Here is a 22401-nt window from a genome sequence, read left to right on the forward strand (position 1 = left end):
CACAGACCGTTGGTTGGAGCGTGCACGCGCTCCCGAAGTTTGGTTCGCCAAGCCAGCGCAGGTTGAGAGATGTAAGCCCGTTACGGGCAGCCGGAAACGGCCTTATGTTGCTCTGCCTGCGTGCAGGGCTTTTTTTCATGCCCGAATGGCGTGCCGGACCGGAACAGATCAACGGCCGATCTAGGAAGGAACGCCATGAAGAGGCCCGAAAAGGAAGCGGTGGTTGCCCAGCTTACGGCTCAGTTCCGTGCTGCTGACGCGATCTACCTCACCGAGTACCGCGGGCTTACCGTTCCGCAGGTCAGTGATCTGCGCGAAAAGCTAGGCCGCGATACTTCCTACACCGTGGCAAAGAACACGCTGGCACGCATCGCCGCCAAGGAAGCGGGCATCGAGGGTCTCGACGAGATCCTTTCCGGCCCGACCGCCATCACCTTCGTGAAGGGCGACTTCATCGAGGCTGCGAAGACCATCCGTGACTTCGCCAAGACCAACAAGGCCCTTGTCATCAAGGGTGGTTACGCCGACGGCACCGTGTACGATGCCGAGGGCGCTACCAAGCTGGCGGATCTCAAGTCCCGCCCGCAGCTGCTCGCCGAGTTCGCCGGCGACATCAAGGCTACGATGTCCAAGGCCGCGTACCTGTTCAACGCCCTGCCGACCAAGGCCGTGCGTACGATCGATGCGCTGCGCGAGAAGCAGGAGAAGGCTGCCTGATCATCCTGCCGGTCCGCGTGGCCGGCGCCCGATCGCACAGTCGGAACCATAAAGAGAAAAATTTTTTAGGTGACGGGCAACCTCTTCAACCCCAACCCGTCGCCATGATTGAAAGGAAGCCATTATGGCTAAGTTCACCCAGGATGAGCTGCTGGAAGCCTTCGGTGAGATGACCCTCGTCGAGCTCTCCGAGTTCGTGAAGGCCTTCGAGGAGAAGTTCGACGTTGAGGCTGCCGCCCCGGCCGCCGCCGTCATCGCCGCCCCGGCCGCCGGCGCTGCTGCCGAGGAAGAGGAGAAGACCGAGTTCGACGTCGTCCTCTCCGCCGTCGGCGACAAGAAGATCCAGGTCATCAAGGCCGTCAAGGCCATCACCGGTGCCGGCCTGGCTGACGCCAAGGGCATGGTTGACGGTGCTCCGACCACCATCCTCGAGAAGGCCAAGAAGGAAGACGCCGAGAAGGCGAAGTCCCAGCTGGAAGAGGCTGGCGCCACCGTCGAGCTCAAGTGATTGTCGCGGCTTGAAGCCGCACATCATCGCTCTACCTAGCGCAGGAAACCCCGCATCCGCTTCGTGCCGATGCGGGGTTTTTAGTTGATTCATGGGTGGATACTGCATCAAATGCGGCAAATGCCGGTGCGGCATGACACAATAAGAAATAGTGTGTGGATGCAGTTCATGCCTAACGCATACCCGTACGTGCCTGCACGAGCGTGCCCGTGGACGTGATTTAGGCGTGTGCGCCAACGCATGTGCCGTGAAGATGCAAGAGGAAAGGAAGGCCGACACCGTGAGTGACCATACGACGAGCCAGTGGCGGGTGAAGGTCAGTGGCGGCACCCAGGTCGGCGTCCGCCCGGGAGAGAGCCTGGAGATCGGCCGTAAGCCGTTGCGTCCGTTGCCGGATACCGGCGTCGCGCGCCTTGAGGTGGAGGATTCGGCCAAGTCCATGTCGAAGCGGCACGCGCTGCTCACCGTCACCGCCGAGGGTGACGCGCTGCTGCGTGATCTCAATTCCACGAACGGCTCCTATGTCGTCAACCCCGATGGCGAGCTGATGCGTCTTCCTGCGGGGCGCGACTTCCCGCTGCCGACGTCTCCGATCCGTCTGCAGTTCGGTGATGTGCCGGTCGATTTCGTGCGCGTCGACAAGCCCGAACCTGCGGTCAAGCCGTTCACGCCGCATGTGCCGAATCTGTTCGACTATTCGTCGCCGACGGCCACGCATCAGGAGCCTGATGCGGCCGATATGTCCGTTGCGGACATTCTTGATCTGCGTGCCGGCGAGCCGACCGCGGTGTTCGATGCGCAGTCCGCGCGTCCGGCCGCGCCGCTGACGCCGCTCAAGTCGTTGGCCGGTGTCGGTCCGGAGCATGACGAGCCTGTTCAGCATGCTCCGTCCGATGCGTCCTCCTCGTCAGCCTCCGATGACGAGCCTGCGTCCGATTTCCATATCGATATCGATTTTCCGACGATCGCGTCCGGTCCGGTGATCGCACCCGCATCCGGTGACGGCGACGCCAGTGACGCCGGTGACGTCGATGCCGCCGCGCCCACGGCCGAGAGCGGCGTCGCGTCCGCCTCCACGCCCGAGACGCCTTCCCTGTCCGATCAGGACGACGACCATGCCTCCGATTCGATGCCGCTGCGGTTGGGCGACGCACACGGCGGATCCGCGCCCCGCGATCTCTTCGCCGATGCCCGCGGCGTGGAACAGACTGTGGAACATGCCGTGGAACAGCCCGCTGAGACTTCGGAGACCTTCACCACACAGGACAACACGATGCCGCTGGTCAATCAGGTGGTGAACCAGAACGTCGTCGCCGACAACGCCTCCACCTTCGAGCCGGAGCCGGGCTCCGTGTTCGAGAAGGTCTCCAACGGCGACTTCGACCGTCCGCAGCCGCGCATCATCGAGGCAGGCGGATACACCTCCGAGGACGCCCGGCACACCACCGACATGACCAAGCAGTTCGAGATGGCCCGTCACCGTGAACTGCTGCCGTTCCTTGCGATGAACCCCGCCCTCTACGACGACCTGTACGCATGGCTTGCGGCGCAAGGCAACGCCGACATCGACGAGGCGCTCGCGCACAACGCGGGCTACCAGGATTACCGTGAAGCGGTAGGAAAGTGAGCGCACGATGAGCACACAGCTGACGCTTGACCGTCTGCAGGAGTGGCACGACAAATACCGTGCCTCCCTGGTGCCCTCCCCGCTGGAGAACATCAACCAGCTCGCGGCGCAGCTCGACCTGACCCATGCGCATCCCTCTGGCATCGCGCAGCTGTTCGCGTCCGGACATGTCACGCTCGAATCGCTGTTCCGCGACAACGGCATGCTGCGCGCCGCCGAGCGTCGTCTCGGTCGCGTGCTCGACGATCGCGCCGCGAAGAAGCGCGTCAGCGGCGTCGCCGAACTCTCGCTCGTCGTCGGTGTGGCCACGTGGAAGGGCAACGCCCTGCCAGTGCTGCTCTACCCGGTCTCCGCCGAGGCCAGCAATACGCTCGGCCATTCGTCGATCACCTTCACCGGCAACGTCGCGCTCAACGCGTCGTTCGTCTCCGTCATGCATTCGATCGGCGTCGATCTCGATGAGGACTATCTGTTCGACGGCTCCCACTACGCGTCCGGCACGCCGGAGACGTCGGCCGTGTTCGCCGCGATCACGAGCCAGATCAAGTCGCGTATCGCCGACTTCTCGATCGAACGCCACATCATCCTCGGCTGCTTCATGGAGCCCGCCGCGCAGATCCTCACCGAGACCCAGCACATCATCGACGATCTCGGCGACGGGCCCAGCGGCAATACGCTCCTCGACGCGATCGCCGGCGATGAGGACGCCGCCAAGACGCTGCGCAATGCCGCCATCCCCGAATACAGTCCGTTCGATGCCGATCCGCACACCGAATACGAGATCGGCGACGTCGACAACACCGTGCGCTATGCCGCGCAATTGGCCGCATCCGGCCATTCGATCAGCGTGGATGGCGCGCTCGGGCGCGACACCGCGGAGCAGGCGGCCGCCATCGCCTCCCGTTGCGTGATGAACGGACGCTCCGTGCTGTACGTGCCGGGCGTCGCCGAGCAGAAGCGCCGCTTCACGCAGGTGATCCGATCGAACGAGATGCAGGGCATGCTGCTCGACATCGCCGACGAGAACGCGAACGCAAGCATCGACCGTCAGCTCATCACCGCCGTCGGATTCCAGGAGGGCGTCGCCACCCAGCATTTCGACCAGCTGGCAGACGAGCTGGTCGGCGTGCGATCCCGCCTGACCCGCTATCTGGGCGACCTGCACGGTGTGAGCGACAAGTGGGGCGTCTCCGCCTACCAGACCATTCAGAACCTCGCCGCGATCTCCATCGCACCGACTCATCCGGCCACGCGCGTGCGCCTGACCGAGGCGGCCGCGCGCGGCATCAGCGGCCATCTGGATGAGTGGACCGCCAAGCTGCAGCGCGCCGGCGAAGTCGGCGAGTACACGATCGGACCGGACGACACCGCTTGGTACAAGGCGTCCCTCACCAGCGAGAAGGATGCCGTCGCCACCTACCAGCGCGTCATGGATCTGCTGCAGAAGGTGCTGCCGGCCGTGCGCGAGCATGTCGCCTCCACGGTGCAGACCTGCGGATTCCCGGTGCCCGAGACCGCCCGCGACTGGGGTCTGCAGATCATTGTCCTCAAAAACCTGCGTCGTGTGCTCGACGTGTTCCAGCCGGAGATCTTCGAGCGTGACGTCGATTCGATGATCGAGGCCACCAAGTCGAAGGCCGATCGCAAGGCCGAAGGCACCACGATGGGCTTCTGGGAGCGCCGCCGCCATGCGCGCGAGGCCAAGTCACTGCTGCGCGTCGGAGCTCAGGTCGAGGACATGCACGCCGCCCTCGTCGTCGTCAAGAAGCAGGCCGAGCAGTGGCATTCCCTGGTGCCGCACGGCGGATGGCCGGTGCTGCCGCCCAAGCTCGACCAGATGATCGCCGCACAGGAGACCATGGCGCAGGACATGGTCGCGCTCGACGCCGTGCTGAGCACCACGCCGGCCGGCGGCGAACTCGAGACCCGCAACTTCAACGACGTCGAGACGAGACTCAAGGCGCTGCTCGACGATCGCAAGGCGCTGGACACGCTGCCGGAGCGCTGCCGTCTCGAGAACGAGTTCCAGTCCGCGGGGCTCAACGATCTGGTCGCCGACTTCACGAACCGTCATATCTCCGGCGAGGCCGTCGGCGCCGAACTGCAGCTGGCCTGGTGGACCACCGTGTTCGAGGACATCGTGCGCTCCTCGCCGATCATCTCGAACCAGGATGGCTCCGTGCTGGCCAACGCCACCGAGCGGTTCGAGCAGGTCGACGTCGAGCATGTGCGCTCCGTCGGCCCGATGGTCGCCCAGGAGTCGATGCGCAGGCTGTGCGACATGCTGTTCGCCCGCACGCAGGAGGCGAATCTGCTGCACACGCAGCTCGCCGGCCGCGGACACGTCACGCTCGACCACATCCGTCGTGACCATCCGGCGATTCTGGCGGCCGCCAAGCCGATCCTCATGGCGACTCCGGACACGCTCGCCTCGCTCACGCATCCGCATCTGCTCGCCGACGTCGCCATCGTCGATGCCTGCGCGCACATTCCCGCGATCCAGCTGCTGAGCGTGCTGGTGCGCGTCAAGCAGGTCGTCGTCATCGCGCATCGCGGCACCGTCACCTGCCCGAGCCTGAAGCAGCTCATCGACATGCTGCCCGCCGTCGAGGTCGGCTCGCATCCGGTACGTCGCGCGCCGCGTCTGACCGCGTTCCTCGAGACCGAGGGCTACGGCGCCGTGCGCTACGACGTGACGACCGAAGGCGCGGTCGGACGCGTGGCCTACCACAAGGTCGAGGCCAGCGGCACCCCGGTCTTCGCCAGCGGTCTGGTCGAATCCAGCCAGACGGAGATCGACGAGGTGGTACGGCTCATCACCGAACGCGCCGCCAGCTTCACGATCGTGCCGGCGGGCTACATGCTCACCGTCGTGACGATGACCGAGGGATTCCGCGTCCGTCTCGGCTCCGAGCTGAAGGCCCTGGCCGGCAGGAACAAGTCGATGGGCAGCTTCCTGCGCCACGTACGCATCGTCGGCATCCGTGAGGTCGCCGGAGCGCAGGCCACCGATGTGATCTTCTCGATGTGCTATGCGAAGACCGCGTATGGCAAGCTGCTCCAGCAGTTCGGCGCCATTGAGGAGCCGGGCGGCAGGAACCTGCTGCTCGACGCGCTGGCCCTCGCCGATCGCAATGTCGACATCGTCTGCGCGTTCACCTCGGACGAGATGCTCGACGAGCGCATCCACTCGGCCGGTCCGCAGCTGCTCAAGACCATGCTCAAATGGGCCGAGCAGCTCACCGACGACAACGTGCGCCCGAGCGAGACCCAGAGCGGCAACAACACGCTGTTCAACGATCTGGCCGATCGCATCCGCTCGCGTGGTCTCAAGGTGGCCATCGACTACGGCTTCGACAAGGGCCTCAAGATCCCGATGGTCGTGGGGCTGAAGGACCAGCCGTATGCGCTGGCCGTGCTGACCGACGACGCCGGATACATGTCCATCCAGTCCACGAGGGAGCGTCACCGCATGCTCGCGGCCGACCTCATGACCCTCGGCTGGTCGGTTACCACCGTGTGGAGCGTCGGCGCGTTCGTCAACCCGGAGAAGGAAGTCGATCGCATCGTCGCCAAGCTCGGCGAGATCTACCGGGAGATCAAGTGATGGCCGAGTATTCCGCGCAACGTCGCACACCGCGCAAGCACAGGCGCGTCGTGCGGGAGGGCACCGAGCGCTTCGACGCCGACGGCGTCAAGCTGGAGCCCTCGGACATGATGACCGAGGGCCAGCGTGACGCCGATGACGACAAGCGGATCCTCGGGGAGCTGCCGCCTCACTGGGCGGTGTTCAACACCAACCAGTGAGGCGGCAGTGAGGCTCGTCTTTCGCTGCTTCACTGCTCCACCGCGACGATGGCACCGGCCTCGGCCGATTCCATGATGCGCAGCGCCGCATCCGGTTCCACCGCCACCTCGATCGTCGTGACGCCGGAATCCTCGGTGACGGCCCGTCCCATTACCAGCGCCTGATTCGTCAGCGTGCACAGTTCCGGCTGATCATCGGATCCATGCGGATCGAGGGTGTCCGACTGTCCGACGGCACAACCGACCGCGGACACCAATGAGACCACGTCTCCCGGCAGCAGCATCGACACGTCATTGGAGACCTCCACCTCAAGGGCGCTGCGGCCTCGGGGAATCACCGGGGCGTCGCGGACAAGCGGGGCATACAGCGGCTGATTGGTGCCGATATCTACCTGAGCGACCAGACCGACCGCATCGTCGGTCCTCGTCATCGCATCGGCGAAGGCCTGGGACGCGGGCACTTCGAGTATGGTCACGTCCTTGCGGCCGATGACGCTGCCGCGTTCGATCGAGCGGGACGCCACGACCACGGAGACGGTGGCGGTGACGGCCTTGAACGCGGACAGCGTGACGAACACGGCAAGCCCGACGCACAGCGCCGCGGCGAGCCGCACCAGACGCACGCGAATGCGGCGTCCGTACAGAGTGGGGCGCATAAGCCGCGCCCAGGGCGGGGTGTTCTTCGTCATACCCGCCATCGTCCGAGCGGCGCCGACTCCCCGTCAAGCCGAACGGACGATGTGGACGGAACCCCTCGGAGTCTTCACATAAGGCTGATCACTTCTTGCCCGAGTCGGTGCGGTAGAAGCCGCTGCCCTTGAACTCGATCGGCACGGCGGAGAAGACCTTGCGCACCTGCTCCTCATGGCATTGAGGGCACACGGTGATCGGTGCGTCATCGAACGACTGGTGCTCGGTGAAATCGTATCCGCAGTTCTTGCAACGGTAATGATAGGTAGGCAACGTGATCCTCCTGAATAACTGAAATAGCAGCGTCTGGCATGACGGCGCGGATGGCGTCCGTCGCGTGCGATGGCAACCGTACATATCCTAATCGCCGTCCGGACGCGTCGTGTTGTGGTGTTCAATCGAACAGCATGATCCCGCCCGGAGTGAGCGCTCCGTCCACCGGCAGATCATGCGCCTCGCGCGGCAGCGGATCCGCGTCGAGGGCGCGCACCTCCCAATCCCAGCACACCGCAAGCACAGGGCAACCGGGGGAGCGGTATCCGAGCGCCCGGTCGTACCAGCCTCCGCCGCGGCCCAGCCGGGTGCCGGAACGATCCACCGCCAGCGCCGGCACCAGCACCAGCGAGGCGTCTTCCAACGACTGCGGCGGCAGCGTCTCCCCTTCGGGCTCGTCGGGGCGATGATGCGCCGGCGAACCCGGCGCGTCCATACGGGCGAGCAGCCCGGTGGCGGCGAGCTCGCCCCAGCCTCACGTCGAGCCCCGCGCCCAGTCGCGGCACGAGCACGCGGTATCCGGCTGCGAGCAGCGCGTCGAGCAGCGGCCTCGTCTCGATCTCCGACCCCATCGACACGTATGCGGCCACCGTCACGCGTGTATCCGGCCCCGCAGGTGCCGGCAGCGGCAGCCGATCGGCCAGTGCGGCGAGCCGTTCGCCCGCCGTCATGCGTGCGGCGGGATCCACCAGCTTGCGACGTGCGATCGCCTCGCGACGCAACGTCCGTTTGCTCTCCTCATTCATGCGTCACAACATACGCATCCGTCGTTGCCCATCGATGTCGGAACGCGCGTCACTGAACGTGCGCTACCCCCGTGCGGTGGCACAATGGATCCGTGTCAGTATTCCAAACGCTCCGTGAAGTCTTCGCCCCGGAGGACCCGCACGCGATCCGCACCCCGATCATGCTCAGCGCACCGATGGGAGCGGTGCCGATCACGCTGCGCACGATGAGCCAGGACGATGCGGACGCATGGAACGAGGTGCGCTGGAGCAACGACGGCTGGCTGCGACCATGGGAATCGGGTGACCCGATGCATGGCCCGGGCATCACCTTCAACCAGTGGATAGCGGGCCAGCGGCGCAACGAGCAGCGCGGCGTCGGCATCGTATTCCTCATCGAGCTCAACATGCGCGTCGTCGGGCAGATCTCCCTCGGCGCCATCAACTACGGGGCGATGCGCACCGGCGTCGTCGGCTACTGGGTGTCGCAGGATCACGCGGGCCGCGGGATCGCCCCCACCGCGCTCGCGATGCTGGCCGACTGGGCGCTCGCCGACCCCACCGGGCCGCGTCTGCACCGTCTGGAGATTGCGATCCTGCCGGAGAACGAACGGTCGCTCGCCGTCGTGCGCAAGGTCGGCGCCCGGCATGAGGGATTGCGGCCGAACTACATGTACGTGGCCGGACGGTGGCGCACGCATGAGACGTTCTGTCTGCTGGCCGAGGATGTGGGTGAGGGGTTCGCCGCGCGACTGGTCTCTCGCCTCTCCCGCAAAGCGGCCTGATTCGTCCCTGATTCGTCCGATGGTGGTCGGATAATGGACAAGTTTGGGTGGATTTGGTGATGATCGTGTGATGTCCGTTCGGCGGGGCCGAGGATTCGATGCGAGGCGAGTCGCGGCGTCGCGTCGACCGACACGCCGAATTTCAATCTGGTGAATGTGACGGGCGTCTCCTATTGTATGTGCATATGGGTTACGAGCAGTTGAGCACCGTCATCGTGCTGATCATCGTACTCATAGGAGTCGTGGTCTGGCTGCCCATTCGTACGTCCAACAGCATGCGGCACGTGGAGGAACACCGGGATGATCGGTATTCGACGTCGCTGCATCTGGTCGACGAGCACAGCGGGACTCGATTCAGTGACGACACGACCTTTGCGAAAGGGGTACAGATGCAGCCGAGTGAGAGGCGCGCGAGCAAGCTCACCCCGGAACGTATAGCCGAGGTGCGGCGCTTGCGTCATGCCGCTGTCCGTCGTCGTCAGATGATCGTAGCCGCGTTGCTGGTGATCACCGTTGTCGTGCTGGTGCTCGCCATCACGCTGCATTTCAGCACGCTGTTCGCATTGATTCCCGCCGCCCTGACCGCCGTTGTGCTGGCGTTGGGCGCGCATGCCGCAAGTCAGGCCCGCGCATGGGAGCGCAAGGTGGCCGAGGCGAAGGCCCGGGAACGCAAGTCGAAGGCCGCGCGCGCCAAGGCTCGGAAGGCGGCTCAGGCGCAGGCGGCTCAGGCGCAGGCGGCTCAGGTCGGGTCGTCGCCGAGGGGCGAGTCCGCGGGCGATGCCGCCCCGACCGACGAGATGACCAGCCTCGAGATCCGCAGGGCGTTGCGTCAGGCGCAGATCGAGCAGAAGCGCGCGCTTGCCGAACGCGCCCGCAAGATCGCCGAGGCGCAGGCGCGTGTGGAGGCCGAGCAGGCCCGTCTGGCCGCGGCGCAGGCCGAGGCCGAGGCCCGCGCGGCCGCGCAGGCTCAGGCTGTTGCGCAGGCTCAGGCCGCTCAGGTTGCGCAGGCCGCCCAGGACCAGCAGACGTCCGCCGCGCCGACTGCATCGCCGGAATCCTCCGCCCCGCATACGCAGTCCGCGCCCAATGTCGGTGCTCCCGTCATGGTCGCACCTCAGCAGGCGGTCTCCGGTGCCACCGGCTCCCCGGTCGTCTCGAAGAACACGTCGAAGACGAAGGATGCGGCTGCCTCGCAGTCGGATGCCTCCGACCACACCACCGAACTTGCCGAGGTGCATCCCGCCCGTGCGCTGGACGCCTATGACATGGCCACGAGTCAGGACCTCATCTCCTTCTCGCTGGGCGAGGCACGTAACGTCGAGGCCGAGCCGGTGGCTCCGGAGAGCCGCGAGATCAAGTCGATGCGCCAGGTCGCCAAGGCCGAGCCGGTCGACGCCGAGCGCGAGCGCGAGCTCGCCGAGGAGGCCAAGGTCGAGACCGCGCCGGCGCAGCAGGCCGATGCCCATGTTAAGCATGAGGGCCAGCAGCCGGCCGAGGAGACTCAGTCGGCCGAGCCGGTCGCCGAGACGAACGGTGTCGGCGCGACCGAGTCCGATGCCGGCATGAGCGATGTCGAGGCGTTCCACGAGTCCGAGGAGCAGGCGAAGGTCGCGGTGCCCGCGGCCACCTCCGATTCGCTGGGCAACAACCTCGCCGCCATCCTCGCGCGTCGTGGAGCGTGAGCCGGCGTCGGTGAACCGGCTGGACCGGTCGCGATCTTTTCTCTCACAGCGTTAGCACTCGAGTTGGCAGAGTGCTAAAAAGCGCGCTACCATGTGAACCAGTGCTTGGGATCGCGCAAGTGATCGTCAGCCTCTTGGGCAGTCCTGGCGCAGAGACATCGAACTACGAGAAATACGAGGTGACCCACAGTGTCGATTAAGCTCACACCGCTGGAAGACAAGATCATCGTCAAGCAGGCCGAGGCCGAGACCCAGACCGCGTCCGGTCTGTACATCCCGGACAACGCCAAGGAGAAGCCGCAGCAGGGCGAAGTCCTGGCCGTCGGCCCGGGCCGTCGTGACGACAAGGGCGAGCGCATCCCGGTCGACGTCAAGGTCGGCGACAAGGTGCTGTACTCCAAGTACGGCGGCACCGAGGTGCACTACGAGGGTGAGGACTACCTCATCATCGGTGCTCGCGATGTCCTCGCCATCCTCGGCTGAGATCCAAGCCTCACGGACATATCGGGAAACCCCGTACGCCATCAGCGTACGGGGTTTCCCGTCTTTTCCGCTAGACTGTGCGCGTAGAGGGAACTCATCACATTCGTTGAAGTGAGGCATCATGGCGATCGCACCCGAGTCCGCAGGCATCGACGAGATCGCGCGTGTCCCCGCCCGCATCGCCGATGAACTGGAACGGGCGCTGTCGTGCTCCCGTGAGGTCGTCGATCTCGCCGTCACCACGTTCGCGGCCGGCGGACATCTGCTGCTCGAGGACGTGCCCGGAGTCGGCAAGACCACGCTGGCGCGCGCCCTCGCCCAGGCCGTCGGCGGACAGGTGCGCCGCATCCAGTTCACTCCGGACATGCTGCCCAGCGACCTGACCGGCGTGAACGTCTGGTCTCAGGCCGAGAACCGCTTCGTCTTCCATCACGGTCCGCTGTTCGCCAACGTCGTCATCGCCGACGAGATCAATCGCGCGAACCCCAAGACCCAATCCGCCATGCTGGAGGCGATGGGTGAGGGCAGCGTCAGCGTCGACGGCGTCTCCTACGACCTGCCCGACCCGTATTTCGTCGTAGCCACGCAGAACCCGATCGAACTGGAGGCACGTATCCGCTGCCCGAAGCACAGCTGGACCGTTTCATGGCGTGCACGAGCTTCGGATACCCCAGTGCCGAGGCCGAGTCCCACATGCTCACCGCGGCGGACTGGTCGCACCCGTTGGGCCGCGTCGAGCAGGTCTGCAGCCCGGACATCGCCATCCGCATCCGTAGCGCGGCGCGGCGCGTCACCATCGCCGAGCCGGTCGCCGACTATATCGTCGCCCTGACTCGTGCCACGCGCGAGCATGACGGCGTGAGGTACGGCGCATCCCCGCGTGCCAGTCTGTTCCTCGGGGCCATGGCGCGTGCCCGCGCAATGTTCGACGGGCGCTCCTACGTGCTGCCGGACGATGTGCAGCAGCTTGCCGTGCCCGTACTCGCGCACCGTCTCGTCCTCGACGATGCAGGCTATGGCAGCGAGACGCTTGCCACGGCCCGTGCGATGATCGCCGAACTCGTGCGTACCGTTCCCGCGCCCAGGGTGTAGACGCATGGCCGGCGCAACGGGGATGTCGACGAAGACGTCGGCAACGAGGTCTCAATCGACGGCGGCGTCCGCAACGGCGTCGGCCTCCGCGTCGCCGTCACCCCGATTGCGCAGGCACGGGCTGATCCGCCCTGCCCTGCCCATGCTGTGGCTGGTCCTGATCGGCGGCGTCCTGTGCTACATGGGGATGCTGCTCGACGAACGGACCCTGATGGCGGCTGCCGTCGCGTTGTGCGCCATGACCGTCGTGTCCCTGATCGGCGCGCTCGCGCAATGGCTATGGGGATTCCCCGCCGGCGAGCGAACCGTCACCGCGCAGTACGAGCGTCTTGATCATCACGGCAATGTGGTCTCTCATGTGATCGGCGAGCTTCCCGACCGGCGCGGTCTCTACCGCACGCACAGCGTCGTCGTGCGCTGGTACTCGCCGTTCGGCCTGTTCGCCGCAAGCAAGGTGGAAAAGGCGGCGGGAGAGACCCTGATCCTGCCTGATGACGAACGGTCCGTTCCCGCGGACGCGGCACGGGCGATCGGCAGACGCGTGGCGGGGTTGGCGCAATCCGAACAGATGGGCAGCGTGCGCGGCTATACGCCCGGAGATCCGATCAAGCTCATCTCCTGGAAGCACACCGCACGACGCGGCAAGCTGATGACCCGTGAGACCGGCCGGGATGAGCGTGCCACGCTGCTGCTGGCCGTGAACACGCGCGGTGCCGACGGTCTGGACGCTGAGCGCATGGACAGCGAGGTCGCGGCATTGGTGCCGTTCCTTGCAGGTATGGGACCGGGTATGGTGCCGGGTGCCGTGTCCGGTGCCGGCATGCGCGTGGTCGTCACCGACGGCGTCACCTTCCATGAGGGGGAATCCGCGGCAAGACGGTTTCTTGCCGCCGTATGCGTAGATGGCGATGCTGCTTGCGCGCCCACCGACACCGCTTGTGCGGCAGGGGTCAGTAGATTCGCCCAGAATCAGAGCGGCCCCGTCACGGTCGTGATCTGCGATGCCAGTGATTCCAAGGGTTTTGAGCATGCGCTGGAATCCACGCCGGTCGCCGATCGGCTGCGGATACTGACCCCCATGCGTCAGGCGACGGAACGATTCGCGCAAACGGTCCTCTCCGGCGCCCAGGCGTCCTCATCGACTGCGCAGACGGCACCGCGAACCGTGCAAACGCCGGTTCGGATCGCGCAGGCATTCGCTCGGATTGGGCGTCTGGCAGACAAGGTGCGCTCGATGGAGGCCGGCCCGATACTGCCGATCGTGATCTGCGCGCTGATGCTGCTCACCGTCTTCGCCCTCACCCTCAAAGGCCTGAGCGGCCTCGTCTCGCCGAGTGGAGCATGGATCTGGTTCGCGGGCGCGCTGCTGGCCGTCGCATCCATTGAGGCAAGCATCCCATGGAGCGTATTGCGGGCGCAGCGCACATGGCGCAGCCGCCTCCGTCTCGAGCTGATCCGTATAGGTGCGTACGCGCTGCTGACGGCGCTGGCCACCGCGATCCTGCTCGTCATCCGTCTGCATGATCTCACCGGCGAATGGCTGTTCAGCCGGGAGCAGGGTATCGGCGGCAGCTGGGCGATGGTCAAATACTCAGTCCTCGAAGGATTCAACGAACTGAACCTGCAGCTGCCGCCGCTCAAGGTCAGCATCCTCGGCGACATATTCCTCATCCTCGTCGTGGCCATCTCGGCCATCGTCATCCGCTGCCTGCTGACCGTCAGAGCCCTTATGCCGGCGATGGGTCTGCTGGCCGTCACGGCGCTCGCCGCCGACTATGCGATCGTTGGACATGTGACGCCATGGTGGCAGATCGCCGTGCTCGTCATGGCGTTCGCGATGGGCGTGTGGGCGCTTCGCCCGCGCCGGATGCGTCCGCCTGCGGCGATCGTCGCATCCATCGTGGTCGTCGCCATCACCTTGGCCGGCGGACCGAGCGCCGAGACGCTCGCCTATGACGTGCCGTTGTCGATCGGCGAAGGCGGCGGCATGTTCACGTCGAACACCGTCAGCCCGATGATCGACCTCAAACGCAATATCGCGGCCGGCTCCGACACCACCGTGCTGCGCTACCGCTCCTACCGGCGCATGTACCTGCGCATGACCACGCTCGACCAGTTCGACGGCGACACGTGGGGCTACAACAAGAATCTCGCCCTCGACGCGGGACTCTACGGCGCCGGCATCCAGCTCGGACGGAACGCGTCGGACGATCTGCGCATCGAGCAGCGCCGGGTGAACTCACCGCTGGCCGCATACATGCAGCTGCTCGGCTACTTCGGCTACGACGTGGCCGGCGTCAGCCAGGACACGCTCGAACGGTTCATGGGGTATGCGCGGGTGCGTGTCGACACGCTCAGATCCCGGTTCCTGCCGATGCCGGGATTGACCACCGACGTCGACGGGCTCGGCTCCGACTGGCTCAAGTATCAGGACGGCAGCGTCTACAACCGATCCGGATCCACCTCCTCGGACACCGCGTACACTGCATCCGGCTCCTATATCGACCCGATCCGCTCGTCCTCCGGGTTCAGTGAGCTCAACGTCATCGATGATACCGTCGCCAAGCTGAACAGCCAGAACGCGAACGAGGACGCCAATACGCAGCAGTGGATTCAGGCGCGCAGTGCCCTGCCGGGAGCCGGTCTGGGCGAGATCCGGCAGGACAGCGTGCTCATCCACGCCACCATCGGCTCCGATGGTGTGGTGCGTGGGCCGAACGACTGGGAGCTCGGCAGGGTGAGTACCTACGACATAGTTTGGGGCGCCGATGCGGGCCGGAACGGTCAGGACGGGCAGAGCGGTCAGGACGGTCAGGACGGCGACGGCCACACCGTCATCGGCGGCGCCGGCCGTCCCAGTGACATCACCTTCAACTCCACCGTCATCGAACAGCTGGGCATCGGCGAGGACGGCGTCATGCTCGGCTTCTCCGACGACGGCAGGAGCGTGACCATCGCCATGCCGATCAAGCAGTTCGACATCGGCACGATATGGAGCGACGAAACCAGCGAATACTATTCCTCGGGCGAGGACGGGCTGTCCCAATGGATGGGGGAGGCCTCCCAGCTGTTTGCGTCGATGGGCCTGAACAACATCAACGGCCGCTCGGAGAGCGGCCGTGCCAGCGCCACCAACCGCATGCTCAGGTGGATCCGCGACGCCGTCAAAGAGTCCGATGAACAGGCGCACTCCTCCCAGTACACCGCGTTGCCGGAGAGTCTGCCCGCCAACGTGAAGGCGATCATCGCTCAGGCGCAGGCCGCCGGAATCCCGATCAAGGGCTCCGGCTACGACAACCAGATTCGCGTCATGCGCTGGCTCGTCGACTACTTCACCAGCGCCGACAACCACTTCACCTACTCGCTCGACGCGCCCGACGGCGACGGCCGGTCGAACATGGAGGTCATCAACGCTTTCCTCGACCCGGACTCCGGCCATGCCGGCTACTGCCAGCACTACGCCTCCGCGCTTGCGGTGCTGGCGCGTGCGATGGGCGTGCCCACCCGCATCGTCCTCGGCTACAACTCCGGCTCCGACGACGAGAAGGATGCAGACGGCTATATTGCGGTCAAGTCCCGCCAGCTGCACGCGTGGGTCGAGGCCTACCTCGACGGCGTCGGCTGGGTTCCGTTTGACGTGACTCCCGCCAGCGAGCAGAACGGCACGCTCGGCGATGCGGCGTCCGCGACCGCGCAGCAGTCCCAGTCCACCGGCTCCTCCGATCAGGCCACCACCGACACGCAGTCCGATCAGAGCGACGCGAACGATTCCTCCTCCCAGTCGTCCTCCGATTCCGCCTCGTCCGATTCCTCGCAGGAGACCGATGGCCAGACGGAGGAGCAGACGGGCACGCGGAGGAAAGCATCCTCTTCCTCGGCCTCCGAGAAGTCCATATGGTCGCGGGCGTCCGCGTGGTTCGGCTCCCTGCCGATGTGGGGGCGTGCGTTGTTCGGCACGGGAGGCGCCGTGGCGCTGATCATGCTGCTTGTGTTCGCGCCCCGTGGCGTGCGCTGGTGGCGTCGTCGGCGGTGCATCGCGTTGACGCGCGCGTCCGCTGAGCAGCCGGATGACGCGGCGTTGCGCGCCCGCGCGTGGCGTGCGGCGTGGGAGCAGCTCAAACGCGAGGGGCGGCGCCGTGGCGTGCGCTGGTCCCCGTCCGATACGGACATGGCGATCGCCGCCCGCATCGCCGATGCATATGGACAGCAGTCCAGTGGGCGACGGCCGGATGGCAGTGCGAATGGCAGCACCTCCGTAGGCATGACCGGCGATGCGCCTGCCGGTGTCTTCGACGACACGCCGAAGACCGTCCTGCGCGTATCTCGAAACGCCGTCGCGGCCGCTTTCGGCGGTGAGACCGAACACGTCGGGAGGCTCCCGCATGATCTCCGACGCCTGTTCGTGGCGCCGCGACACGCCGATGGGCGATGATTCCCGGTCCGATTTCAGCTGCTCATGAGGCGCGTATGAGGCCTCGAAACCCTGTTTTAAGGCCTCGCGACACGCCGATGGACGCTTTTCGCCGAAAATTCATCTTTCGTTGGAATTCCAACGATTTGAGGATGTCAAAATGATGTTTTTAAACCCGATTCGCCGACACCGACTTGCGCGCTCGGAAATCCCATGGCATGATGTTCGAGTTGCCTGACGAGGTCAAAACAAACAAGACCTCCGAGAGTGACGACTGGCGGGTTTCCCAAGCGGTCAAAGGGAGCTGACTGTAAATCAGCCGCTTCGTGCTTCATAGGTTCGAATCCTATACCCGCCACGCCCCGATAGCTCAGTGGTAGAGCACTTCCTTGGTAAGGAAGAGGTCGTGAGTCCAATTCTCACTCGGGGCTCTCTGGCGGGGTAGCTCAGCTGGCTAGAGCGTACGACTCATAATCGTAAGGTCAAGAGTTCGAGCCTCTTCCTCGCTACAAATGCGCCCGTCGGCTGACGGGCGTTCCTTTTAGACTACAGAGGTGAATGAACATGGCTAAGAGCGCCGACATCCGTCCCGGCATCACGCTGGCATGCACCGAGTGCAAGGAGCGTAACTACATCACGACGAAGAACCGTCGTAACACGCCCGATCGCCTCGAGCTGAAGAAGTTCTGCCCGCGCTGCGGCAAGCAGACCGTGCACCGCGAGACCCGCTGAGCACGCTAAGGCTTTCCCAAGGAACCCGGCCCCAACAGGCCGGGTTCCTTGCGTTTTGCAAGTACGATAGTCAGTTATGACCAGCTTTGCAGAGATCACCACGATCGGAGTGGGCGGGCACATCGCCCGTTTCGTAGAGCCGACCACCCGCGTCGGCGTCATCGAGGCCGTTGAGGAGACCGATTCCAAGGGACTGCCGCTGTGCGTCATCGGCGGCGGCTCCAACATGCTCGTTTCCGATGAACCGTTCGAAGGCGTCGTCGTGCGCGACGCCCGCCGACGCATCACCGTGCCTGACGAGGCCGCGCCCGTCGAAGGGGAGGACCGCACCGTCCATGTCAACGCCGAGGCCGGTGCCAACTGGGACGATTTCGTGGCGTTCACCGTTTCACTCGGCCTCGAGGGCGTCGAGGGCCTGTCCGGCATCCCCGGCACGGTCGGCGCCTGCGTGGTGCAGAACATCGGCGCATACGGCCAGGAGGTCGCGACCTGCGTCGAATCGGTCGAGGTGTGGGACCGCGAGACCAAGACCACCTGCGAGCTCACGCCCGAGGACCTTCACTTCGGATACCGCTCCTCGGCGCTCAAGACGAGCATGTATGCCGCTCCGGCGACGCCCGCCGACCGGTTCTTCCCCACGCCACGCTACGTGGTGCTGTCCGTCACGTTCGCGCTCAGGCATTCGGCGAACGGCACGGTCGGTTTCGGACAGCTCGCCAAGGCGCTCGGCGTCGATGTGGGGGCGCGGATGAGGACGACCGCGATCCGCGACGCCGTGCTCGCCGTGCGCGCCTCCAAGGGCATGCTCGAGGATCCGACCCGCTATGTCGAGACGGCCATGATCGGCACCAAGCGCGAGGAGAACATCATCGCCGACTTGAGGCGTCTCGCCGACGGCGCCGCACCCGCCGGCCGGGACGGCCGAGACGGCCATGCCGGCCGGGACCACTCCGGACTGCCTGCGGCCGACTACGACCGCCACAGCTGCGGCTCGTTCTTCATGAATCCGATACTGACGCCCGAGGAGGCCGCGAAGCTGCCCGAGGACGCGCCGCGGTTCGCGGCGACGCTGCCCGACGGGGGCGAAGGCGTCAAGACCTCCGCCGCGTGGCTCATCGATCACGCCGGATTCCACAAGGGATTCGCGCTCGCCGGTGCATCCGGGAGGGACGGCGTCCCCGCCAGCCTGTCCACGCGGCACACGCTGGCGCTGACCAATCGTGGCGACGCCTCCTCGGACGACATCGTCGCCCTCGCCAAGGCCGTGCAGGCGGGCGTCAGGGAGCGCTTCGGCGTCGCGCTGGTCCCGGAGCCGGTGTGCGTGGGCATCGATCTGCGCCCGTGACATCGTGATCGTCCGTGGATCGTCCGTGGATCGTCCGTGAACGCTCCGTGAGCGCTCACGGACGATCCACGGCGTCCAGCATCCGGAAGGCTTGATACATTCCCGTAACGTTGTCTTCCGCAATGAACGGTTTTCGGCCTATACTCTCTACTCGAACAAATTCCGGAGAGCAGAAGGCCATAACCAACATGCAACTATTCCGAACCAAATCCGTCGAGCAGACCATCGCCGAAACCGGCGAGGAGGGTCGCACGCTCAAGCGCAACCTCACGTGGTGGGATCTGTCCATCATGGGCGTCGCCGTCGCCGTCGGCGCCGGCATCTTCTCGGTCGGCGCGCAGGCGGCCGCGTTCCACGCCGGCCCCGCCGTCATCATCAGCTTCCTGATCGCCGGCATCGTGTGCGGCGCGGCCGTCATGTGCTACGCCGAATTCGCCTCGATGATCCCGGTGGCGGGCTCCGCCTACACCTTCACGTACACCACGGTCGGCGAGATCATGGCGTGGATCATCGGCTGGGACCTGATCCTCGAGATGCTCATGGCGGGTTCCGTGATCTCCAAGTACTGGGGCGTCTACCTCAACGACTTCATGCGTCTGATGGGTTGGGACGCCAACACGAACATCGCCATCGGCTCGTTCAACCTCGACGTCGCCCCGATCATCATCGTCGCGTTCTTCACCACGCTGCTCGTGTTCGGCACCAAGATCGGCGCCCGCGTGGACGGAGCGATGACCGTGCTCAAGATCGCGATCGTGTTCTTCGTCGTGATCGTCGGCTTCTTCTACGTCAAGGCGTCCAACTTCACGCCGTTCATCCCGCCGAGCGAGCCCGCCTCCAACGTGCAGAGCTCCGCGGCCGTCGCCGGCGTGATGGGCCAGCCGCTGTGGCAGTGGGCCACCGGCATGACCCCGTCCATCTACGGTGTGCCCGGCATCCTGTCCGGCGCGGCGCTCGTGTTCTTCGCGTTCATCGGCTTCGACGTCGTGGCCACCGCCTCCGAGGAGACCAAGAACCCGCACAGGAACGTGCCGCTCGGCATCGGCGTCGGCATGGCGCTGATCATCGTCATGTACATGCTCGTCGCCGTCGTCACCACCGGCATGGTCTCCTACAAGGATCTCGCCAAGCAGGACAGCCCGTCGCTGGCCACCGCGTTCGAGCTGGTCGGCGCCAACTGGGCCGCCAAGATCATCAGTTTCGGCATCGTGCTGGGGCTCGCCACCGTCGTCATGGTGCTGCTGCTGGGCCTGACCCGCATCGTCTTCGCGATGAGCCGTGACGGCCTGCTGCCGCGTAGCCTGTCCAAGACCGGCAAGCACGGCACCCCGGCCGGCCTGCAGATCGGCGTCGGCGTGGTCGTCGCCCTCGTCGCCGCATGCTTCGACATCGGTGTCCTCTCCGACATGGTGAACATCGGCACGCTTTCCGCGTTCACGCTCGTCGCGATCTCCATCCCGATCATGCGAGCCAAGCGCCCCGACCTGCCGCGCGCCTTCAAGATGCCCGGCAATCCGTGGATTCCGATCCTCATCGGTCTGGCGAACCTGTGGCTCATGCTCAACCTCACGGTCCTGACCTGGATCCGTTTCGTCGTGTGGCTCGTCGTCGGCTTCGCGATCTACTTCGGCTACGGCTACTGGCATGCGCGACTCGGCAAGGGCGACCTGACCGACAAGCTCTCCGCCGAAACCGACAAGGCGGTCAACGGCTGAGTCAACCTGAGTCAACGGTTGACGCGGCAAGGGGCGCGGCGAATGCAGCACAGCGAGTCCGCGCGCGAGACTATCCTTAGAGCAGTTTGATCTAAGGAGGATCCGATGCCATACGTTGTCGCCCAGCCTTGCGTTGACGTCAAGGACAAGGCCTGCGTGGACGAGTGCCCGGTCGACTGCATCTACGAGGGCTCCCGCTCGCTGTACATCAACCCGAACGAGTGCGTCGACTGCGGTGCGTGCGAGCCGGTCTGCCCGACCGAGGCCATCTTCTACGAGGATGATCTGCCGGACGAGTGGGCTTGGTACAAGGATGCCGCCGCCAACTTCTTCGCCGAGGTCGGTGATTTCGGCGGCGCCTCCGCCCACGGCCCGATCGGCAAGGACCCCGAGCAGGTCGCGGCGCTGCCCCCGCAGAATCAGGACTGATCGCCTCCGATCGCAAGCGGGTACGGGCGTTTCCGTATCGAAATCCTCCCCATCTCGGGGAGGATTTTTCGTCAGGCGGCTATCCTTGTTGCACAACCGTTCCCGCTTTTCCGGTCCCGGCGCTCCATCGCGAACGCCCGGCAAGCCGGCGAGGCGGGACAAGCAGAGAGAAAGGCTTCACGCCCATGGGTTTCCACGCGTATTCATCGCCGTATGACTGGTCCCGCATCGCGGGCTACAAGAAGACCGCGCAGACGGTCGAAGGCGGCATGATCGACCTGTCCGTCGGCTCCCCGGTCGATCCGGTCCCGGCATCCGTGCGGGACGCCCTCGCGGGCGGATCCGACGCGGCGAACGCCCACGGATACCCCGTCACCGCAGGCACCGCCGACCTCAAGGGGGCGATCGACTGGTGGTTCCGCCACCTGCGCGGCGTGGACCTGAAGTCGATCAACGCGGCCGTCGTCCCCACCGTCGGCTCCAAGGAGGCCGTCGCGCTGATGGCCTCGCTGCTGCATCTGGGCGAGGGCGACGTCGTCGTCCAGCCGAAGGTCTCCTACCCGACGTACGAGATCGGCACCCAGCTGGCCGGGGCGACGGTGCTCAAGGTCGACGACGTGGCCGACGTGGAGTCGTGGCGGCACGTGCCGAACGTGAAGGCCGTATGGGTCAACTCGCCGTGCAACCCCACCGGTGAGGTGCTCGGCGCCGACTGGCTCGCCGACATCGTGGCGGCCGCTCGTTCGATCGGCGCGGTCGTCCTGTCCGACGAATGCTACGCGCTTATGGACTGGCGGTCGGCCACGACTGCCTCGATCGCTCCGGCCGCCGAATCGAACGAAACCACCGCGGCCGACGCATTCAACCTCTCCGCCACACCCTGCGCGCTGAACTCGCGCGTGTGCGAGAACAGCGCCGACGGCGTGCTCGTCCTCTACTCGCTGTCTAAACAGAGCAACATGGCCGGCTATCGCACCGCGCTCATCGCCGGCGATTACCGGCTCGTCACGGACATGGCCGAATACCGCAAGCAGATCGGCCAGATCATCCCCGGCCCGGTGCAGGCCGCCATGGCCGCCGGCCTGCGTGATGTCGAATCGGTACGCGAGCAGTGGCGCCGCTACCATGATCGGCTGATCCGACTCGTCGACGCCCTGCGCGCGCATGGCTATGACGCGGCGATGCCGTCCGGCGCACTGTACGCGTGGGTCAGGGCCATCACCGGCGACTGCTGGGCCGACATGGCCGATCTCGCCCGCATCGGCATCATCGCCAGCCCCGGCGAGTTCTACGGCGCTCCCGCATACCTGCGTTTCTCCGCCACCGCCACCGACGAGGCGATCGACGCCGCCTGCGCCCGCCTGCGCGCTGCGTGAGTGC

The 22401-nt window shown here is 65.7% G+C and carries 19 protein-coding genes, 3 tRNA genes and 1 pseudogene; 19 read left to right on the forward strand and 4 right to left on the reverse strand.

Going from position 1 to position 22401, the window contains the following annotated elements; genetic code table 11:
• The first annotated feature begins 195 nt into the window (after window positions 1-195).
• The 5 genes from rplJ to BCAL_RS04515 all read left to right on the forward strand — a co-directional run bounded on the left by rplJ (window position 196) and on the right by BCAL_RS04515 (window position 6659).
• Window positions 196-717, forward strand: coding sequence for a 50S ribosomal protein L10 (rplJ, locus tag BCAL_RS04495; RefSeq protein WP_043164609.1), 522 nt, complete (start codon window positions 196-198; stop codon window positions 715-717).
• 124 nt (window positions 718-841) lie between these two features.
• Entirely contained in the window at window positions 842-1225 is a 384-nt protein-coding gene (gene rplL / locus BCAL_RS04500; RefSeq protein WP_043164607.1) for a 50S ribosomal protein L7/L12, read from the forward strand.
• 280 nt (window positions 1226-1505) lie between these two features.
• Window positions 1506-2852, forward strand: a complete 1347-nt coding sequence (locus tag BCAL_RS04505) for a variant leucine-rich repeat-containing protein (RefSeq protein WP_043164726.1) — start codon at window positions 1506-1508, stop codon at window positions 2850-2852.
• 7 nt (window positions 2853-2859) lie between these two features.
• Window positions 2860-6459 carry a helicase gene (locus BCAL_RS04510; protein ID WP_043164605.1) on the forward strand — a complete coding sequence of 1200 codons (3600 nt, stop codon included), beginning with the start codon at window positions 2860-2862 and terminating at the stop codon, window positions 6457-6459.
• Window positions 6459-6659, forward strand: coding sequence for a hypothetical protein (locus BCAL_RS04515; protein ID WP_043164604.1), 201 nt, complete (start codon window positions 6459-6461; stop codon window positions 6657-6659). Before BCAL_RS04510 ends, BCAL_RS04515 begins: the two co-directional genes overlap by 1 nt.
• A 29-nt stretch (window positions 6660-6688) precedes the next feature.
• Here the strand turns inward: BCAL_RS04515 and BCAL_RS04520 are convergent, their stop codons facing one another.
• The 4 genes and pseudogenes from BCAL_RS04520 to BCAL_RS14070 form a co-directional block, all read right to left on the reverse strand.
• Window positions 6689-7348, reverse strand: coding sequence for an SAF domain-containing protein (locus tag BCAL_RS04520; RefSeq protein ID WP_052401189.1), 660 nt, complete (start codon window positions 7346-7348; stop codon window positions 6689-6691).
• 88 nt (window positions 7349-7436) lie between these two features.
• Window positions 7437-7622, reverse strand: a complete 186-nt coding sequence (locus tag BCAL_RS04525; RefSeq protein WP_043164602.1) for an FmdB family zinc ribbon protein — start codon at window positions 7620-7622, stop codon at window positions 7437-7439.
• A 121-nt stretch (window positions 7623-7743) separates the two neighbouring features.
• On the reverse strand, window positions 7744-8058 hold the full coding sequence (locus tag BCAL_RS14065; RefSeq protein ID WP_052401190.1) for a 5-formyltetrahydrofolate cyclo-ligase: 315 nt from the start codon (window positions 8056-8058) through the stop codon (window positions 7744-7746).
• Window positions 8059-8128: 70 nt separating this feature from the next.
• Window positions 8129-8368: pseudogene (locus BCAL_RS14070) on the reverse strand (5-formyltetrahydrofolate cyclo-ligase); the annotation flags it as partial.
• 92 nt (window positions 8369-8460) lie between these two features.
• On the opposite strand from BCAL_RS14070, the gene BCAL_RS04535 reads away from it, so the two are divergent.
• The 14 genes from BCAL_RS04535 (at window position 8461) to dapC (ending at window position 22397) form a co-directional block, all read left to right on the forward strand.
• Window positions 8461-9132, forward strand: a complete 672-nt coding sequence (locus BCAL_RS04535; protein WP_043164599.1) for a GNAT family N-acetyltransferase — start codon at window positions 8461-8463, stop codon at window positions 9130-9132.
• 185 nt (window positions 9133-9317) lie between these two features.
• On the forward strand, window positions 9318-10814 hold the full coding sequence (locus BCAL_RS04540; RefSeq protein ID WP_043164597.1) for a hypothetical protein: 1497 nt from the start codon (window positions 9318-9320) through the stop codon (window positions 10812-10814).
• A gap of 189 nt (window positions 10815-11003) precedes the next feature.
• Window positions 11004-11297, forward strand: a complete 294-nt coding sequence (gene groES / locus BCAL_RS04545; protein ID WP_034527158.1) for a co-chaperone GroES — start codon at window positions 11004-11006, stop codon at window positions 11295-11297.
• Window positions 11298-11418: 121 nt separating this feature from the next.
• On the forward strand, window positions 11419-12129 hold the full coding sequence (locus BCAL_RS04550) for an AAA family ATPase (RefSeq protein ID WP_202961940.1): 711 nt from the start codon (window positions 11419-11421) through the stop codon (window positions 12127-12129).
• A 26-nt stretch (window positions 12130-12155) separates the two neighbouring features.
• A complete protein-coding gene (locus BCAL_RS13555) occupies window positions 12156-12389 on the forward strand; it encodes a hypothetical protein (RefSeq protein WP_202961942.1) in 234 nt (77 codons plus the stop codon).
• Window positions 12390-12531: 142 nt separating this feature from the next.
• A complete protein-coding gene (locus BCAL_RS04555) occupies window positions 12532-16821 on the forward strand; it encodes a transglutaminase domain-containing protein (protein ID WP_043164592.1) in 4290 nt (1429 codons plus the stop codon).
• 255 nt (window positions 16822-17076) lie between these two features.
• Window positions 17077-17158 (forward strand) — tRNA-Tyr (locus BCAL_RS04560).
• A gap of 1 nt (window position 17159) precedes the next feature.
• Window positions 17160-17231: transfer RNA gene (locus BCAL_RS04565), tRNA-Thr, on the forward strand.
• A 4-nt stretch (window positions 17232-17235) separates the two neighbouring features.
• Window positions 17236-17309, forward strand: a tRNA-Met gene (locus BCAL_RS04570).
• A 55-nt stretch (window positions 17310-17364) separates the two neighbouring features.
• Entirely contained in the window at window positions 17365-17532 is a 168-nt protein-coding gene (gene rpmG / locus BCAL_RS04575; RefSeq protein ID WP_007053013.1) for a 50S ribosomal protein L33, read from the forward strand.
• 76 nt (window positions 17533-17608) lie between these two features.
• A complete protein-coding gene (locus BCAL_RS04580; RefSeq protein WP_043164587.1) occupies window positions 17609-18877 on the forward strand; it encodes a UDP-N-acetylmuramate dehydrogenase in 1269 nt (422 codons plus the stop codon).
• 188 nt (window positions 18878-19065) lie between these two features.
• On the forward strand, window positions 19066-20592 hold the full coding sequence (locus BCAL_RS04585) for an amino acid permease (RefSeq protein WP_043164585.1): 1527 nt from the start codon (window positions 19066-19068) through the stop codon (window positions 20590-20592).
• Between the two features lie 105 nt (window positions 20593-20697).
• Window positions 20698-21021 (forward strand): ferredoxin, encoded by a 324-nt coding sequence (fdxA, locus tag BCAL_RS04590; protein WP_043164583.1) that lies wholly within the window; start codon window positions 20698-20700, stop codon window positions 21019-21021.
• A gap of 185 nt (window positions 21022-21206) precedes the next feature.
• A complete protein-coding gene (gene dapC, locus BCAL_RS04595; protein ID WP_043164581.1) occupies window positions 21207-22397 on the forward strand; it encodes a succinyldiaminopimelate transaminase in 1191 nt (396 codons plus the stop codon).
• The last annotated feature ends 4 nt before the right edge of the window (window positions 22398-22401 follow it).

The sequence above is a fragment of the Bifidobacterium callitrichos DSM 23973 genome (assembly GCF_000741175.1).
GTDB classification, from domain to species: Bacteria; Actinomycetota; Actinomycetes; order Actinomycetales; family Bifidobacteriaceae; genus Bifidobacterium; species Bifidobacterium callitrichos.